The 16,597-nt window shown below is 73.4% G+C and carries 12 protein-coding genes; 5 read left to right on the top strand and 7 right to left on the bottom strand.

What is annotated here, in order from left to right:
* Positions 1 to 26: 26 nt before the first annotated feature.
* The 3 genes from F6X51_RS20335 to F6X51_RS20345 form a co-directional block, all read right to left on the bottom strand.
* The gene (locus F6X51_RS20335; protein ID WP_150965503.1) at positions 27 to 509 is read right to left on the bottom strand and encodes a DUF2059 domain-containing protein; all 483 of its coding nucleotides are present in this window, start codon (positions 507 to 509) and stop codon (positions 27 to 29) included.
* Positions 510 to 725: 216 nt separating this feature from the next.
* Positions 726 to 1,934, bottom strand: coding sequence for an acetyl-CoA C-acetyltransferase (locus F6X51_RS20340; protein WP_150965504.1), 1,209 nt, complete (start codon positions 1,932 to 1,934; stop codon positions 726 to 728).
* A 70-nt stretch (positions 1,935 to 2,004) separates the two neighbouring features.
* A complete protein-coding gene (locus tag F6X51_RS20345; protein ID WP_150965505.1) occupies positions 2,005 to 3,798 on the bottom strand; it encodes an acyl-CoA dehydrogenase C-terminal domain-containing protein in 1,794 nt (597 codons plus the stop codon).
* 358 nt (positions 3,799 to 4,156) lie between these two features.
* Between F6X51_RS20345 and F6X51_RS20350 the strand changes: the two genes are divergently transcribed.
* Both F6X51_RS20350 and F6X51_RS20355 read left to right on the top strand, forming a co-directional pair.
* Positions 4,157 to 7,639 carry an SEL1-like repeat protein gene (locus F6X51_RS20350; RefSeq protein ID WP_322098532.1) on the top strand — a complete coding sequence of 1,161 codons (3,483 nt, stop codon included), beginning with the start codon at positions 4,157 to 4,159 and terminating at the stop codon, positions 7,637 to 7,639.
* Positions 7,640 to 7,786: 147 nt separating this feature from the next.
* The gene (locus F6X51_RS20355) at positions 7,787 to 8,224 is read left to right on the top strand and encodes a DUF3429 domain-containing protein (protein ID WP_150965506.1); all 438 of its coding nucleotides are present in this window, start codon (positions 7,787 to 7,789) and stop codon (positions 8,222 to 8,224) included.
* A 73-nt stretch (positions 8,225 to 8,297) separates the two neighbouring features.
* Here F6X51_RS20355 and pdeM read toward each other — a convergent pair whose 3' ends face one another.
* From pdeM to F6X51_RS20370, 3 genes are read right to left on the bottom strand one after another with little or no spacing between them, the layout of a single operon-like run.
* The gene (pdeM, locus tag F6X51_RS20360) at positions 8,298 to 9,011 is read right to left on the bottom strand and encodes a ligase-associated DNA damage response endonuclease PdeM (protein WP_150965507.1); all 714 of its coding nucleotides are present in this window, start codon (positions 9,009 to 9,011) and stop codon (positions 8,298 to 8,300) included.
* Positions 9,012 to 9,046: 35 nt separating this feature from the next.
* Positions 9,047 to 11,680: a ligase-associated DNA damage response DEXH box helicase gene (locus F6X51_RS20365; protein ID WP_150965508.1), complete on the bottom strand. Its 2,634-nt coding sequence runs from the start codon at positions 11,678 to 11,680 to the stop codon at positions 9,047 to 9,049.
* Positions 11,673 to 12,635: an alpha/beta hydrolase gene (locus F6X51_RS20370; RefSeq protein ID WP_150965509.1), complete on the bottom strand. Its 963-nt coding sequence runs from the start codon at positions 12,633 to 12,635 to the stop codon at positions 11,673 to 11,675. Before F6X51_RS20370 ends, F6X51_RS20365 begins: the two co-directional genes overlap by 8 nt.
* A 374-nt stretch (positions 12,636 to 13,009) precedes the next feature.
* Between F6X51_RS20370 and F6X51_RS20375 the strand changes: the two genes are divergently transcribed.
* Positions 13,010 to 13,351 carry a DUF6460 domain-containing protein gene (locus F6X51_RS20375; protein ID WP_150965510.1) on the top strand — a complete coding sequence of 114 codons (342 nt, stop codon included), beginning with the start codon at positions 13,010 to 13,012 and terminating at the stop codon, positions 13,349 to 13,351.
* 64 nt (positions 13,352 to 13,415) lie between these two features.
* Entirely contained in the window at positions 13,416 to 14,855 is a 1,440-nt protein-coding gene (locus tag F6X51_RS20380) for an MATE family efflux transporter (protein ID WP_150965511.1), read from the top strand.
* On the opposite strand, the gene F6X51_RS28710 is transcribed toward F6X51_RS20380, so the two are convergent.
* A complete protein-coding gene (locus F6X51_RS28710) occupies positions 14,824 to 15,198 on the bottom strand; it encodes a hypothetical protein (protein WP_246696919.1) in 375 nt (124 codons plus the stop codon). The genes F6X51_RS20380 and F6X51_RS28710 overlap by 32 nt on opposite strands.
* 491 nt (positions 15,199 to 15,689) lie before the next feature.
* Between F6X51_RS28710 and F6X51_RS20390 the strand changes: the two genes are divergently transcribed.
* Positions 15,690 to 16,574, top strand: a complete 885-nt coding sequence (locus F6X51_RS20390; protein ID WP_150965512.1) for an HpcH/HpaI aldolase/citrate lyase family protein — start codon at positions 15,690 to 15,692, stop codon at positions 16,572 to 16,574.
* The last annotated feature ends 23 nt before the right edge of the window (positions 16,575 to 16,597 follow it).

Genomic DNA, 16,597 nt, shown 5'->3' on the forward strand with positions numbered 1-16,597 from the left:
TCCGGCGAAAGGGGGCACGACTCCGGTTACTTCGGCGCGGCGGGCGTCTCGGGCTGGCCGCCCGCGTTCTCCGAGGCGGCGGCGAGCGAGAGCATGTTCAGGAGCCGCGTCACCGCGTTCTGCGACACCGCCGTGACGGTCGAGGACGGGTCCGCGTTGATGGCCTGGAACTTCTGGTAGGTCTTGTCGTCGTAGATGCCGTTGATGTGCTTCAGCTCGTCGAGGCTGAACTTGGCGGCGTATTCCTTCGACAGGCCCTCGACCATCACGGTGCGCTGACGGTCGAACTCGGCCAGGGCCTCCTTGCGGAACGCCTCCGCCTTGTCGTCCTTCATCGGTGCCACGGTCTTCTCCAGGGCGGCGGAGAAGCCGGTCTCGAGGTTCTTGATCAGGGTCTTCTGGACCAGGGTCTTGGCCTCGCTCAGCTTGTCGGCGGCCTCGTCGGCGCGGGCGGCCAGCGGCAGGGCGAGGGCGGTGGTCAGGCAGAGGGTTGCGAGCAGTCGCGTCATCGTGGCGTTTCTCCCGTGTGGGCGTGTCGTTCCGCGCCGGCTTACGGTCACGGTCCGGCCGCCCTCTACCAGTGATCGCAAAGGTTTGGGAGGCGAGGCCCCGGGAGGCGTGCGCAGGCGCCGCACCTCCCGGGCCCGATCCTGCGATCCGTGTGGGCCTCGTCGGACCCGCTCCAGTCGCCAGACCCGCCCGGGTCGTCACATCCGCCCGGGTCGTCAGACCCGCTCGATGATCGTCGCGGTGCCCATGCCGGCGCCGATGCAGAGGGTCACGAGGGCCCGCTCCTTGCCGGTGCGCTCCAGTTCGTCGAGCACGGTGCCGAGGATCATCGCGCCGGTGGCGCCGAGGGGGTGGCCCATCGCGATGGCGCCGCCGTTGACGTTGACCCTGGCGGGGTCGAGGTCGAAGGCCTGCTGGAAGCGCAGCACCACCGAGGCGAAGGCCTCGTTGATCTCGAACAGGTCGATGTCCGAGAGCTGCATCCCGGCGCGGGCCAGCACCTTCCGGGTGACGTCGACGGGGCCCGTCAGCATCAGGGCCGGGTCGGAGCCGATATTGGCGAAGGCCCGGATCCGGGCGCGGGGCCTGAGGCCGGCGCCGTCGCCGGCCTCCTTCGAGCCGATCAGGACCGCGGCGGCGCCGTCGACGATGCCGGAGGAATTGCCGGCGTGGTGGACGTGCTCGACCGCCTCGACATCCGGATGTGCGTCGATCGCCACCGCGTCGAAGCCGCCCATCTGGCCCATCTGCACGAAGGAGGCCTTCAGCTGGCCGAGGGACTGCATGTCGGTCGCGGGCCGCATGTGCTCGTCCCGGTCGAGGAGGGTGAGGCCGTTGACGTCGCGCACCGGCACCACCGAATCCCCGAACAGGCCCTGCTCCCAGGACGTCGCCGAGCGCTGCTGCGACTGCACCGCGTAGGCGTCGCAATCGTCGCGGGAGAAGCCGTACTTGGTGGCGATCAGGTCCGCCGAGACGCCCTGCGGCATGAAGTAGGACTTGATGGCGATGGCCGGATCCACCGGCCAGGCGCCGCCCGAGGCCCCGAGGCCGACGCGGCTCATGGATTCGACGCCGCCGCCCACCGTCATGTCGTGCTGGCCGGCCATGACCTGGGCGGCCGCGAAGTTCACCGCGTCGAGGCCCGAGGCGCAGAAGCGGTTGATCTGCACGCCGGGCACGTGGTTGCCGTAATCGGCCACCAGCGCCGCCGCGCGGGCGATGTCGCCGCCGGCCTCGCCGACCGGGTCGACGCAGCCGAGCACCACGTCGTCGACCCGGCGGGTGTCGAGGCCGTTGCGCTCCCGGAGGGCGCGCAGGGCCACCTCGGCGAGGCGCAAGGCCGTGACCTCGTGGAGCGAACCGTCCGGCTTGCCGCGCCCCCGCGGCGTGCGGACGTGATCGTAGATGTAGGCCTCGGGCATGTGCGTTTCCTTCTCTGCCTCCGCTGCGGGAGGCTGGCGCGTCTCTCGTGGGCCGGCGGGGCGCGGCCCCTCAGAACGCCTCGACGGGCAGCGCCATGGTGGTGTCGGCGCCGGCCTTGATGCGGCTGAGGCGCAGGGCCGTCTCGGGCAGCATCCGCTCCGCGAAGAAGCGGCCGGTGACGAGCTTGGCCTCCATGCGCTCGGCCTGGGCGGCATCCTCCGCCTTCCGGGCGACCGCCGCCCTGGCGATCCTGGCCCACATGTAGCCCATGGCGACGAGGCCGAGGAGGTGCATGTAGTCGGTGGCGCCGGCGCCCGCGTTGTCGGGCTTCGAGAAGGCGTTCTGCATGAACCACATGGTGGCGCCCTGCAGGTCGTTCAGCGCCGCCTGGAGCGGCCCCGTGAAGGGCTTCAGCGCCGCGTCCTCGCCGTGGTCCTTGATGAAGGTCTGGACCTCGCCGAGGAAGGTCATCATCGCCCGGCCGCCGTCCTTCGGCAGCTTGCGGCCGATCAGGTCCATGGCCTGGATGCCGTTGGCGCCCTCGTAGATCATGGCGATGCGGGCGTCGCGCACGAATTGCGACATGCCCCATTCCTCGATGTAGCCGTGGCCGCCGAACATCTGCTGGGCCTCGACCGCGTTGGCGAAGCCGCGGTCGGTGAGGACGCCCTTCACCACCGGGGTCATCAGGCCGAGATAATCGTCCGCCGCCTGGCGCTCCTTGGCGTCCTCGGAGCGGTGGGCGATGTCCGATTGCAGCGCGGTCCAGAGCATCAGGCCGCGGGCCGCCTCGTTGAAGGCGCGGATCTGCATCAGGGTGCGGCGCACGTCGGGGTGCACGATGATGGGGTCAGCGGCCTTCTCGGGAGCCTTGGCGCCGGTGAGCGCGCGGCCCTGGAGCCGGTCCTTCGCGTAGGCCACGGCGTTCTGGTAGGCGACCTCGGACTGGCCGAGGCCCTGCACGCCGACCGCGAGGCGGGCCTCGTTCATCATCACGAACATGGCGTTGAGGCCGCGGTTCGCCTCGCCGACGAGCCAGCCCGTGGCGCCGTCATAGTTCATCACGCAAGTGGAATTCCCGTGGATGCCCATCTTGTGCTCGAGCGAGCCGCAGGACACGCCGTTGCGCGCGCCCACCGTGCCGTCCGGGTTCACCAGGAACTTCGGCACCACGAAGAGCGAGATGCCCTTGGTGCCGGCCGGCGCACCCTCGATCCGGGCGATGACGAGGTGGACGATGTTCTCGGCCAGGTCGTGCTCGCCGGCCGAGATGAAGATCTTGGTGCCGGTGAGGCTGTAGGAGCCGTCGCCGTTCGGGACCGCCTTGGTCTTGAGGAGGCCGAGATCCGTGCCGCAATGGGGCTCGGTGAGGTTCATGGTGCCGGTCCAGACGCCCTCGACCATTTTCGGCACGTAGGTCCGCTTCTGCTCCTCCGAGCCGTGGACGAGGAGCGCCGCCACGGCGCCCTGGGTCAGGCCCGGATACATCCCGAGCGCCAGGTTGGCGCCCGAGGCGAATTCCTGGATGGCGGTGTTGAGGGTGAGGGGCAGGCCCTGGCCGCCGTATTCCTCCGGCACCGAGAGGCCCATCCAGCCGCCCTGCGCGTAGGTGTGGTAGGCGGCCTTGAAGCCCTTCGGCGTGGTCACGGAGCCGTCGGGGTCGCGCCGGCAGCCCTCCTGGTCGCCGACCCGGTTGAGGGGCGCCAGCACGGTCTCGGCGAGCTTCGCCCCCTCGGTGAGCACCGCCTCGACCACGTCGGGCGAGGCCTCCGAGAACCCCGCGAGGTTGGCCCGGCCGTGAAAGCCCAGCACGTCGTTCAGCAGGAACAGGACGTCCTCGACCGGGGCGCGATAGCTCGGCATCTCGTACTCCTCCGCGTGCGGCGAACCTTGCGGTCGGGCGACCGATGATTCCCTCGATGGTTCATATGTAAACTATCCCGTGGCGGATGGGCAAGGGGGGCCACCGGCGCGACGCCTCTTCGTCCCTCGCCGCTTCGGCGCACGAGACCGGATCGGCGGCCCGTCGTCGCCCCCCCGCCTTCGGCCGGTAGGGTACGCCGGCCCGGAATGTCCGATTTGAAACACAGCTTAACCCCCTGTTTACCAAGAAAGTTAAATGTCGCCCACAACCGATCCGACGGCGCGCCTCCGAGGACCCTCGTCCCCGTGGCCGCGACCCCGCCGGGCCGGACGCCGCAGGCCGCCGACCCCAGGGCTGATGATGAGACGCACCGCCACGCCGAGCTTCGAAAGCTTCGATCCCGACGTGCTCGATGCGGCCCGCGACGTCGCGCGCCGGGCCGGCGTCCCGCTCGAGACCTGGATCGCCTCCGTGGTCCAACCCGAGGCGAAGGCCGCCGCCCGCAAGCGCCGCCGGGCCGACCAGCCCGCCGCCCTGGTGACGCCGCCGCCCCGCGAGGCGGCCCCCCGCCGCGCGGCGCCCGAGAGCAAGGCGGCGCCCGAGAGCAGGGCGGCGCCCCGCGCCTCCGCGCCGGATGAGGCACGGCAGAGCGAGCCGGCGCTCGCGATCGAGAAGGCCCCTGCGACCCAGGACCCCGCGCCGATCGATTGTTTCGGCGAGACCATCGAGGCCCTGATGCGGCGCCTCGACGCGATCGACCGCACCATCGCGGACGAGCGCAAGGCGGCGCAGGAGGCCGCGAGCCAGCGCATCGCCGAGATCGAGGGCCGGATCAGCGACGTCCTCGGGGCCGGCGCCGCGCCGGTGCAGCAGGTCGCCGAGCGCCTCGGCGACATCGAGCGGCGCATGACCGCGCTCGGCGAGCAGCTCGCCGCGCCGCGCCCCCTCGGCCGCCGGGGCCGCCCCGCCGTCGCCGAGGTGCGCGACGCCGTGAGCGAGATCCGCCAGCGCCAGCGCGAGCTCGACGGCCTCGCGCCGGATGCCGGCATCGTCGCGGCGATGCGCGAGGACCTCGCCCGGCGACTCGACGCCCCGGAGGCGACCCCGCCCGATGCCGAGGCCCGGCCGCGGGACGCCGAGCTGGCGCCCTCGCCGCAGATCTCCGAGTTGCAGCGGGAGACCAGCCGGCTGCGCGAATCGATCGGCGGCCTCGCCACCGGCCGCGACGTCGGCGCCCTTGAGCAGGCGATGCTGTCGCTGGCGAGCGGCGTGCAGCAAGTCCAGGAGCCGGCCGACCTCGCGGCGATCGCGGCGCCGATCGAGCTGATCCGGGTGCAGGTCGAGCGCCTCGCCGACGACGTGGCCGACAACGTCCATGCCCGCGTGGCGAGCGACGTGGAGCGGCTGGCCTCGCGGGTCGACAGCGTGCTGGCCGGCGGCTCCGGGGGCTTCGCTGACCGGGACGCGCTCACCACCCTGTTCCGCGAGCTCGACGAGATCCGCCGCCTCGTCTCCTCCCTGGCGGGCCCGGAGCGCATCCAGGGCCTGGCGCAGGGGCTCCAGGCGATCAGCGCGCAGATCGCGCAGCTCCAGACCGATTTCGGCGGCGAGCACGCGGACATGGCCGAGCTGCGCCCGCTCCTCGAGGAGATCCGCAGCGGCCTGCACGCGCCGGGCGCCGAGCCCATCGCCGACCAGATCCAGGCGATGGCCGCCAAGGTCGACGCGCTGCACCACTCCGCCGCCCAGGGCACCCCGTCCGAATCCCGCGCCCTCCTCGGGCGCATCGAGGCGCTGGCCGCCACGGTCAACCCGGTGGGCGACCTGCTCGGCCGCCTGGAGAACCTCGGCGAGAGCCTGCGCCAGCCCGCCGCCCCGAGCACCGACCTCATCGCCATCCAGGGGCAGCTGCGCAGCCTCGCCGAGAAGGTCGACCGCGTCGGCGCCGGCGCGGGCGGCGACGGCCTCGACGCCCTGGAGAAGCAGGTCCTCGCCCTGGCGAGCCGCCTCGAGACCCGCAGCGCCGACCCGGCCCTGGCGAGCCTCGAGCGGAGCATGGGCGACCTGCTCGCCCAGGTCTCGGCGCTCCGCGAGGAGGCCCCGATCGCCGCGATCGTCGAGCGGGCGACCCGCAACGCCGTGGCCGAGAGCCTCGGCGGGCGCGGCGCCCCCGAGGCCCAGGCCCTCGGCGTCCTCAAGGCCGGCCTCGCCGACCTGCGCAGCGACCACGCCGCCGCCGACCGCCGCCTGCACGCGACCCTGACGGGGGTGCAATCGGCCCTCGACCGCCTCGCCGCCCGCCTCGGCCCGGAGGCCGGCGGCGGCCCCCTCGACGCGGCCCTGCCGGCGGGAGGCCCGGTCACCCCGCCGAGCGGCCGCGACAGCCTCGACGAGCGCCTCCTCGCCTCGACCGGCGTGCAGGCGCCCCGGGCCCGCGCCGCCCGCCGCCCGGAGCTGCCGCGGGTCTCGATCTCGCCGGCCGCCCCGGCCCCCGAGGCGCCGCGCGTCAGCGACGAGCTCCTGGAGCCCGGCGCCGGCCGGCCCGCGCGCGAGCGGTTGGCCATGCCCGGCGAGGCGGCCGATGCCGGTCCCGAGGGCTCCGCCGACATCAAGTCGAGCTTCATCGCGGCGGCGCGCCGCGCCGCCCAGGCCGCGCAGGCCGAGGTCGCCAGCGAGGCGAACCTGTCGGGCGAGCGCCGCGAGGAGCGGATGAGCCTGCGCCAGGCCGTGGCGGCCTCGGCCCGGCCCTCGGCCGGCCTTGGCCGGGTCGCGCGGCTGCGCGCCGAGATCGAGCGCCGCCGCCGGCCGCTGCTCCTCGGCCTCGCCGCCATCGTGCTGGTGCTCGGCGCCCTCCAGGCCATCTCGATGCGGGGCGATCCCGCGCCGCAGCCGGCGGCTCCTGCCCCGGCGATCGAGGCTCCCGCCCGCGAGATGCCGGCCCCTGCCGCCGAGGCGCCGGCCGCCGCGCCCGCGCAGGGCGCGTCCCCGCTCGCCGACCCGCAGACCACGCAGGCAATCTCCCCCCCGGGCGAGGCGCCCCCCGCGCCGCAGAGCAGCCGCCCGGCCGTGCCGCAGGTGGGCGGGATGTCCGCGCTCGGCAGCGAGCTCGCGGGTGTCCCGACCGGGCTGTCCAAGCTGCGCCAGGCCGCCATCGAGGGCGACGGCGCCGCGATCTACGAGCTCGCCGGCCGCGAGGCGGACGGGCGCGGCATGCCCCGCGACCTCGCCCTCGCCGCCAAGCTCTACGAGAAGCTCGCCCAGGCCGGCTACGCCCCGGCGCAGTACAAGCTCGCGGGGCATTACGAGAAGGGCTCGGGGGTGCTGCGCGACCTCGGCCCGGCCAAGCTCTGGTACGGCCGCGCCGCGGAGCAGGGCCATGCCCGCTCGATGCACAACCTCGCGGTGCTCTACGCCGAGAATCCCGCCGCCTCCGGACGGCCCGACTACGCCTCGGCGGCGGCCTGGTTCCGCCGCGCGGCCGAGCACGGGGTGCGCGACAGCCAGTACAACCTCGCGGTGCTCTACGCCCGCGGCCTCGGCCTCACCCAGGACCTGATGCAATCCTACGCCTGGTTCTCGGCCGCCGCGGCGCAGGGGGACGAGGACGCGGCCAAGAAGCGGGACGACGTCGCGACCAAGATGAGCCCGGGCGATCTCGCCAATGCCCGCAGCCTCGTGGCCGCCTTCCGGCCGCGCAAGGTCGACCCCGCCGTCAACGAGCCGCCGGCGGCCAAGGACGCGGTGGCCAAGGACGCGGCGGGCGGGGCGATGAGCCTCCTCGGCGCGCCCCCGCCGAATGCGGCGCCGCAGGGCTACACCCTTCCGGGCCGGCGCAGCTGAGCGTCGGCGCGGGGCCGGTCCGGGACCCGCGGGAGGCGGAGCTTGACCACAGTGCCGCAGCGCGGGAACCGCCCGCATCGGCAGCCGTATAAATCTCTGGAACACAGACGGGATCGCCGCGTGGGCGGTCCGCAGCCCGGAGGTCGGATGGCGCGCGTGACTCCGGTCCCGATGGGGGCCGTCATCCTCGGCGTGGCGGGTCTGATCCCGTTTCTCGGCTTCGCGGCGCTCGCCGTGAGCGGGAGCGACGGCGGCCTCGGCACCATCGGGTTGTCGCCGCGCACCATCCTGTCCGCCTACGGCGCCGTGATCGCGTCCTTCCTCGGCGGCATCCGCTGGGGCGCCGCCGCCGCCCGCGGCGCCGGCAACGCCGATTACCTCGTGGCCATCGTCCCTTCGCTCCTGGCCTGGGCAGCACTCGCGGCCCCGGCCCCGTGGGACCTGCGCATCCTCGGCTGCCTCGTCCTGGCCTGGGGCGTGATCGACCAGGATCTCGCCCGGCGCGGCCTCGTCCCGACCTGGCTCGGGCGGCTGCGCCTCGTCCTCTCGGGCGTGGCCGGGGCGGCGCTGCTCGTCGCCGCCTGAGCCAAGCACGCGCTGGTTGCGATGGTTCCGCGCGCTGCAATCGACTGGATTGCGCTACGGTCGCCCCGACGGATCAGTCCCGTGCCAGCATCGTCCGGCCGATGGCGAAGACGCGGCCGTCGCCCAGCAGGTGCGCCGTGAAGCCGTTCGGGAAGAGCGGCTCGAAGGCGGCGTTGCGCACGTTGAGGCCGCCCGTATAGGCGCCGAAGGCCGGCATGATCAGGCGGTGCCCGTCCGACACGAAGCAACGGCGGCGCACGGCGCGGCCCCGCATCGCGACCTTGCCGCAGGGGTGGAGATGGCCCGCGATCTCGCCCGCGGCGGCGCCGACGCCGGGCTCGTGCCGGAGCGTCAGGCCGCCGAGGGCGAGCGTTTCGGCGTAGCGCCCGCCGACGCCCTCGGTCACGGCGTGATCGTGGTTCCCGGCGATCCAGACCCAGTCGCGGCCCTCCTGCAGGGCGGCCACCATGGCGCGGTCGCCGGGCTCCATGCGCTCGGGCCCGCGGGAATCGTGGAAGGAATCGCCGAGGGCGACGACCCGGGCCGGGTCGAAGCGCACCACAGCCTCGTGCAGGCAGGCCAGGGTCTCGCGGGTGTCGTAGGGCGGCAGGAACTGGCCCGAGCGCGCCGCGTAGGCCGACCCCTTCTCCAGGTGGAGATCGGAGACGATCAGGGTGCGGTGGGCCTCGATCCAGAGGCCGCCGCAGCGATCGAGGGTCAGGGTCTCGCCGGCGAGGTGCAGGCCGGGTGCCTTGGTGGTCTTCTCAAGTCTCTGGCCGAGCGCCAAGATCGCATCCTCAGGTGACGGAGCGGGCGCGTCATTCACGAGAGCGCCTCTTCGAGAAGCAGCGCCTCGGCCTCGGCCAGAATCTCGTCGGCCCCCTCGCCGTAGACCCGCTCGCGCCCGATCTCGAGCATGACGGAGACGGAGAGCGGCGAGACGCGGTCGAGCGCCTTGTGAATGATTCGCCCCTGGATGCGCTGTAGCATCATACCGAGGCGCTTCACGTCGAGGAGTCCGGTTGCCGCATCCTGCCGCGCGGCGCGCAGGAGCAGGTGGTCGGGCTGGTGCTTGCGCAGCACGTCGTAGATCAGGTCCGTCGAGATCGTGACCTGCCGGCCGGTCTTCTTCTGCCCCGGATAGCGCCGCTCGATCAGCCCCGCGATCACGGCGCATTGCCGGAAGGTCCGCTTCATCATGGCGGATTCGTCGAGCCAGGCCTCCAGGTCGTCGCCCAGCATGTCCTGCGCGAACAGCTCCGCGAGGAAGCCCGGCTCGAAGCCGATGCGCTCGCCGACGTCGCGCCCCGTCCAGATGGCGATGCCGTAATCGTTGGCCGCAAAGCCCAGCGGCCGCAGCCGCGCCCGCTCCAGGCGCCGCGTCAGCAGCATGCCGAGGGTCTGGTGCGCGAGGCGGCCCTCGAACGGGAAGGCGGTCAGGTAGAAGCGGCCGCCCCGCGGAAAGGTCTCGACCAGGAGGTCGCGGGGCCCGGGCAGGATCGACCGGCTGCGCTGCTGCAGCAGGTAGTCGGAGACCTGCCGCGGCAGCCGGTCCCACTCGAACGGGTCGGCGATGAGGGCGCGCACCCGCGCGGCCAGGAAGGTCGAGAGGGGGAACTTGGCGCCCGCGTAGGAGGGGATGGCCGGATCGGTGCCGGGGCCGGCCTTCGTCACCATCGCCTCGTCCTCGGCGAGGCCCTCGAAGCGCAGCACCTCGCCGGCGAACAGGAAGGTGTCGCCGACCGTCAGCGTCTCGGCGAAATCCTCCTCGATCTCCCCGAGCACCCGTCCGGTCTTCGGCAGCACCGAGCCGGGCCTGCCCCGCAGCGCCCGGGCGAGGCGCACCTTGACCTTGGTGGCCTCGATGATGGTGCCGACATTCATCCGGTACTGCTGCGCCACCCGGGCGTCGCGCACCCGCCAGAGCCCGTCCGGCCCGCGCAGGATCTTGGCGAAGCGCTCGTAAGCCCTGAGCGCGTAGCCGCCCGTCGCCACGTAATCGACGACCTGCTCGAACGCCTCCCAGGTGAGCCCCGCATAGGGGGCCGCCGAGACGATCTCCTCGTAGAGCCGGAGCGGATCGAAGGCGTCGGCGCAGGCCATGCCGAGCACGTGCTGGGCCAGCACGTCGGGGGCGCCGAGGCGGGCGTCGGGGGTGTCCTGCGCCGCCGCCTCGACCGCGTCGAGGGCGGCCTGGCACTCCAGCATCTCGAAGCGGTTGCCCGGCACCAGATAGGCCTTCGAGGGCTCGTCCATCCGGTGGTTGGCGCGCCCGATCCGCTGCATGATCCGGCTCGCGCCCTTGGGCGCCCCGATATTGATCACGAGGTCGACGTCGCCCCAGTCGATGCCGAGATCGAGGGTTGCGGTGCAGACGATGGCCCGCAGCTGCCCCGCCGCCATCGCGGCCTCGACCCGGCGGCGTTGGGTGGCGTCGAGGGAGCCGTGGTGAAGCGCGATCGGCAGCACGTCGTCGTTGAGGCGCCACAGCTCCTGGAAGGTGTACTCGGCCTGGAGCCGGGTGTTGACGAAGACCAGCACCGTGCGGTGCTGGCGGATGAGGTCGTAGATCGCCGGCATCGACTGCCAGGCGGTGTGGCCGGCCAGCGGCAGGCGAAGCCCTGTGTCGAGCATGCGCAGGTCCGCCGCCGCGCCGCCCCGGACCACGACGAGCTCGGCCATCGGGGGACCGGGATCGGGGGCGGGCGCCGGGATGACCGCCTCGGCGCGCCGCGTCCCCCCGCGCCGCGTCCCCTCGCGCCGTCTCGTCCCGGGGCTGTCGGGCTCGGGGGTCTCGTGCGCCTCGGCCTCGGCGGGCCTTGCCTGCGGCACGAGGTATCTGCGCAGTTCGTCCGGCTCCCGCACCGTCGCGGAGAGACCGAGGGCGGTGAGGTCGGGGCTGAGCCGGTGGAGGCGGGCGAGGGCGAGGGAGAGCAGGTCGCCCCGCTTCGACGTGACGAGGGCGTGCAGCTCGTCGAGGACGACGCAGCGCAGCCGCCCGAACAGATCCGCCGCCTCGCGGTGGGCGATCAGCAGCGAGAGCTGCTCGGGGGTCGTCAGCAGGATGTCGGGCGGCCGGGCGATCTGGCGGGTGCGCTTGTGGGCCGGGGTGTCCCCCGTGCGCGTCTCGACCCGGATGTCGAGCCCCATCTCGGCGATCGGCGCCTCGAGGTTGCGGGCGATGTCGACCGCGAGCGCCTTGAGGGGCGAGACGTAGAGCGTGTGCAGCCCGCGCGCCTTGCCGGGCCCGTTCCCCGCGAGGGCGACGAGGCTCGGCAGGAAGCCCGCCAGCGTCTTGCCGGCGCCGGTCGGGGCCACCAGCAGGGCGGAGCGGCCGGAGCCGGCGAGGCGCAGCAGGTCGAGCTGGTGCGCCCGCGCCTCCCAGCCGCGGGTGGCGAACCATTCCGCGAACCGGGTCGGAAGGCCCTCCGCCGCGGGCCGCGGGAGGTCAGGCAAGGGCCGTGAGGAAGCGGTCGATCAGCTCGAGGGCGCGCTCGGTCATCTCGCCCGGATAGCGGATGAAGACGTGGCAGCCGCCCGCGTAGACGGCGGTGTGGCCGCCGTTGTTGGCCGCCGCCCAGCGGGCCGACATGTAGAGCGTGTCGTCGAGGAGCGGGTCGGCGGTGCCGATGGTGAAGAGGGCGGGGGGCAGACCCTTGAGGTCCGCGTAGAGGGGCGAGACGTCGGGGCGGCGCCGGTCGACGCCCTCGCGCACGTAGTCGTTGGCGAAGGTGGTGAGGTCGCGGGTGTTCACCACCAGCCGCTCCTCGCCCCAGTTGCGCACGCTCGGGGTCAGGCCGAGGTCGAAGAAGCCCGCGTTGAGGTTCGCCCCCCGGAAGGCCCGGGGCAGGCCGTGGCGGTCGCGCAGGCGCAGAAGCACCATCACGGCGAGATGCGCCCCCACCGATTCGCCCCCGATGGTGAGCGCGCCGACGCCGAGCTCGGCCCGGCCGGGGCCGGCGAGCCAGAGGGCCGCCGCCTCGCAATCCTCGAGGGCGGCCGGGTAGGGGTGCTCGGGGGCGAGGCGGTACTCGACCGACAGGCAGATGAAGCCGCACCGGTCGGCGATGCGCTCGAGCCACGGGTCCTGCTCGTCGGCCGAGCCCCAGACCCAGCCGCCCCGGTGGATGTGCAGGTAGGCGCCGCGCAGCGCCTGGCCCGGCTTGAGGCGCGGGCGGATCATCCGCAGGGCGAGGGGGCCGGCGGGGCCGTCGATCGTCACGGTCTCGGCGCGGGCGCTGCGCGGCATCGCCGGGGAGGCCTGGGTGCCGCGGCGGCGGCGGGCGCGCACCTCCGCGATCGGCAGGCTCCAGGGATCCTCCTGGGCCGCGTGCGCGGCGACGACCTCGGCGTTGAGCCGCTTCGTCTCCGGATCGATCGTCGCCGGATCGAAGAGGGCGTGGTCGATCATCGAAGGGTCTCGTCAGTGGCGGTTTGAGCGTAACACAGTTGCGCGCAAGCTTGGACCACCGGTCCCGGGCTTCCGCACGGATGGCTGCCGGCGGGGGCGAGCCGGCACGGTCTTGCCGGCATCGGGGGCGATGCCCGCGCCGGGTGCCGATATCCGGCCGCCCCCATCTTGGCCACCCCATCTTGGCGGCCCGCGGCCGCATTGCCATCTCGGGCCCGTGCGTGAACCGGCCCAACGCCCGGCCCGCGATCCGGTTTCAACGTGGGTGTGACGCTTGCGTCACGCTTCCGCCGGGTTCGGATCGTTGGAAGGGGCGGCCGGAGACCGCGGCCTTAAGGTCAGAGCCCCGCGGGATGCGGGCGAGGACACAGAGCATGATCGTCGAGCACGACCCGCGCCGCCGGGGCCCGAACTACGAGGCGCCGCCCCCCGGCTACCGCGGCTACACCGCGCATTCGGGTCTGCGCCAATTCCTCGGCGGCTCGCCGGCCGGCGTGTTCCTGCGGCTGCTGTTCCTGTCGGTCCTGGTCGGCGCCTTCATGGCGATGCTGGGGCTCACCCCGGCCCGGCTGTTCTGGCACGCCTACGACACCCTCCGGTGGCTGATCGACCTCGGCTTCGCGGCCTTCCACGATTTCGGCGGCTGGATCCTCGCGGGCGCCGTGGTGGTGGTGCCGCTCTGGCTGATCTCGCGCCTCTTCGCGGTCTCGAAGTAGCGGGTCGGCGCCGGTCCGGGCGCCCCGACCTCCTCGGCCCCTCTCACGGGAGCGCGTGGCCCCGATGATCTCCCCCGGCCCCGTGACCGGCCGGCGCGTCCTCGCGCTCGCCCTGCCGATGACCCTCGCCAACGTGACGACGCCGCTCCTCGGCTTCGTCGGGGCGGCGGTGATCGGGCGCCTCGGCGACGCGGCGCTCCTCGGCGCCATCGCCCTCGGGGCGGTGATCTTCGACGCGATCTTCTGGTCCTTCGGATCGCTCCGGATGGCGACCGCGGGGCTGACCGCGCAGGCGGTCGGGGCGCGCGAGCCCGCGGAGGTCGACCGGACCCTCGCCCGCGCCCTCGCGGCCGGGACCCTCGCGGGCCTCGTGCTCGTGGCCCTGCAGGGGCCGATCGCGGCCGGCGCCTTCGGCCTCAGCGGGGCGAGCCCGGCCGTGACCGCGGGCCTCGCGACCTATTTCCACATCCGCATCTTCGCCGCGCCCTTCACGCTGGCGAACTACGCCGTGCTCGGCTCGATCCTCGGCCGCGGGCGCACCGATCTCGGCCTCGTGCTGCAGGTCGCCATCAACCTCGTGAACATCGCCCTGACCCTCGCGCTGGTGCTCGGGTTCGGCCTCGGCATCGCCGGGGCGGCGCTCGCGACGCTCCTGGCCGAGGCCGCGGGCGTCGGACTCGGGCTCGTCCTCCTGGGGCGGCTCGGGACGCACCCCTTCCGGGTGCCCCTGGGGGCGCTGCGCGACCCCGCCTCGCTGCGGCGGATGCTGAGCGTCAACGCCGACGTGATCATCCGGACCCTCGCGCTCGTGGCCGCGATCGCGATCTTCTCGGCCCTCGGGGCGCGCTCCGGCGACACGGTGCTGGCCGCCAACGCGGTCCTGTGGAATCTCTTCCTGATCGGCGGCTTCTTCCTCGATGGCTTCGCCACCGCGGCCGAGACCCTGTGCGGGCAGGCCGTCGGCGCGCGGGACGAGGCGGGTTTCCGCCGGGCCGTCGCCCTGAGCCTGCGCTGGTGCCTCGGCTTCGGGCTCGCGGTCAGCCTCGTCTCGCTGGTCTTCGGGCCGGCCTTCATCGACACGGTGACGACGAGCCCGGAGGTGCGCGAGAGCGCCCGCCGCTACCTCCTCCTCGCGGCGCTCGCGCCCTTCGTGGCGGCGACGCCCTTCGCCTTCGACGGCATCTATATCGGGGCAACCTGGACCCGGGCGATGCGCAACCTGATGCTCGCCGCGCTCCTCGCCTACGGCCTGGCGCTTGCCGCCGTGCAGGCGGCGGCGCTCGGCAATACCGGCCTGTGGCTGTCGTTCCTCGGCTTCCTCGCCGCCCGCGGGATCGGGCAGGCGCTCGCCTATCCGGGGCTGGCGCGGCAAGCCTTCGCGGGGCGGGTCATCGAGACCCGGGCACCGGATCCCGGGGCGGACGCGCCGGGTTCCGCCGGCGGGCTGCCGGCCCGCCGCGGAGAGCCGGCCGTCAGCGCGGATTCTTCCAGGTCGAGCCGGTGACCGAGCCCGTGGCGGTGGGCACCGCCGGGGTCAGGCTGCGGGGCGCCGGCTCGGTGACAGCGCTGCGCTGGACCGTGGCGCGGGCGGGGGCGATGGTCTCCGCGCGGCTGCGGCGGATGGCCCGGGCGCGGCGGGCGCGGCGCGGGCCCGCCCGCTCCGTCGAGGAGCCGACGACGCCCCCGATGATCGCGCCCGCGACGGCGCCCACCGGTCCGCCGACGAGGGCGCCGGCCACCGCGCCCGAGCCGACCCCGACCGTGGTGTTGCTCGCCGCGCGCACCGCCTGCGGTGCCGAGACGGTGGCCGCGACCGCCAGGATCGCGCCGAAACAGATCGCCTTCATCCGGAAACTATCCCCCAAATCAGTCGGAGCGCCTTTGCCGGCCGAAGGTGACCAAAAGGCGGCACGTGCAAGTTCCAGGTTCGCGGAAGCCAGAGTTCCCGGGCAGGAAGCCGATGAGCCGCGCCCCGAAACTCCAGTCTTCGCCGGAATCGACCAGGCGGACGGCCATCGCGTGCGCCGGCGCGATGCCGCGGCGGGCTTGCCGGTTTTCCGCAGGGCGGGTGCCGTGAGATCTGTGCCGGTGGGAAGCGGGTCGCGAGCCCCGAGGCGGATCCGCCCCCGAGACCGCCGAATCGGAGAGGCGGCATGTTTGTCACACGTCCGGCAAAGCTGCCCGGGCTCGCGCCTAGGCGCCGGGGTCGGCCTTCGCTTAACCTCCGGGCGCACGACTCGGTGTCAAACGCGCCCGTTTATCGCGCATTTTGTATTCAGATAGCTGGTCTGGACGGCGCCTCCCGTTAGGGTCCGCCCGAACCGAAAAGGGTCACGCCATGTCCGATCTCCGTCTCCGCCGCAGCGTCCTCTACATGCCGGGCTCGAACCTGCGCGCGCTGGAAAAGGCCAAGACGCTGCCGGCCGACGCGCTCATCCTCGACCTCGAGGACGCGGTGGGGCCGGAGGAGAAGGACGTCGCGCGCGAGCAGGTCTGCGCGGCCGTGAAGGGCGGCGGCTACGGCGACCGCGAGCTGATCATCCGCGTGAATGCCCCTCAGACCCCCTGGGGCGAGGCGGACCTGCGCACCGCGATCGAGGCCCGGCCCGACGCCATCCTGATGCCGAAGGTGTCCTCCCCGGCGGTGCTGGAGAGCATCGCCAACCACCTCGAGGCCCTCGACGCGCCCCCCGAGATCAAGGTCTGGGCGATGATCGAGACCCCGGCCGCGATCCTGAACATCCAGAAGATCGCCGCCGCCCGGCGCGACCCGCGCACCCGGCTCACCTGCTTCGTGCTCGGCACCAACGACCTCGCCAAGGACACCTGGGCCCAGCTCGTTCCGGGCCGCGTGCCGATGCTGCCCTGGATGATGTTCACCCTCGCGGCCGCCCGCGCCGAGGGGCTGACCATCCTCGACGGCGTCTGGAACGACATCGCCGACGTCGAGGGCTGCCGTGTCGAGTGCCGCCAGTCCCGCGACCTCGGCTTCGACGGCAAGACCCTGATCCATCCCAATCAGGTCGAGCCCGCCAACACCTCCTTCGCCCCGACCGAGGAGGAGGTGCGCCGCGCCCGCCTCGTGATCGAGGCCTTCGACAAGCCCGAGAACGCCAAGCGCGGCGCCATCAAGGTCGAGGGCCGCATGTACGAGCGCCAGCACATCGGCATGGCCAAGCGCGCCGTGTCGTGGTCCGAGGCCATCGCCTCCAAGGGCTTCTGACGGGCTTCTGAGCCGATCCTGGC

Source organism: Methylobacterium planeticum, from assembly GCF_008806345.1.
In the GTDB taxonomy this organism is placed as follows: Bacteria; Pseudomonadota; Alphaproteobacteria; order Rhizobiales; family Beijerinckiaceae; genus Methylobacterium; species Methylobacterium planeticum.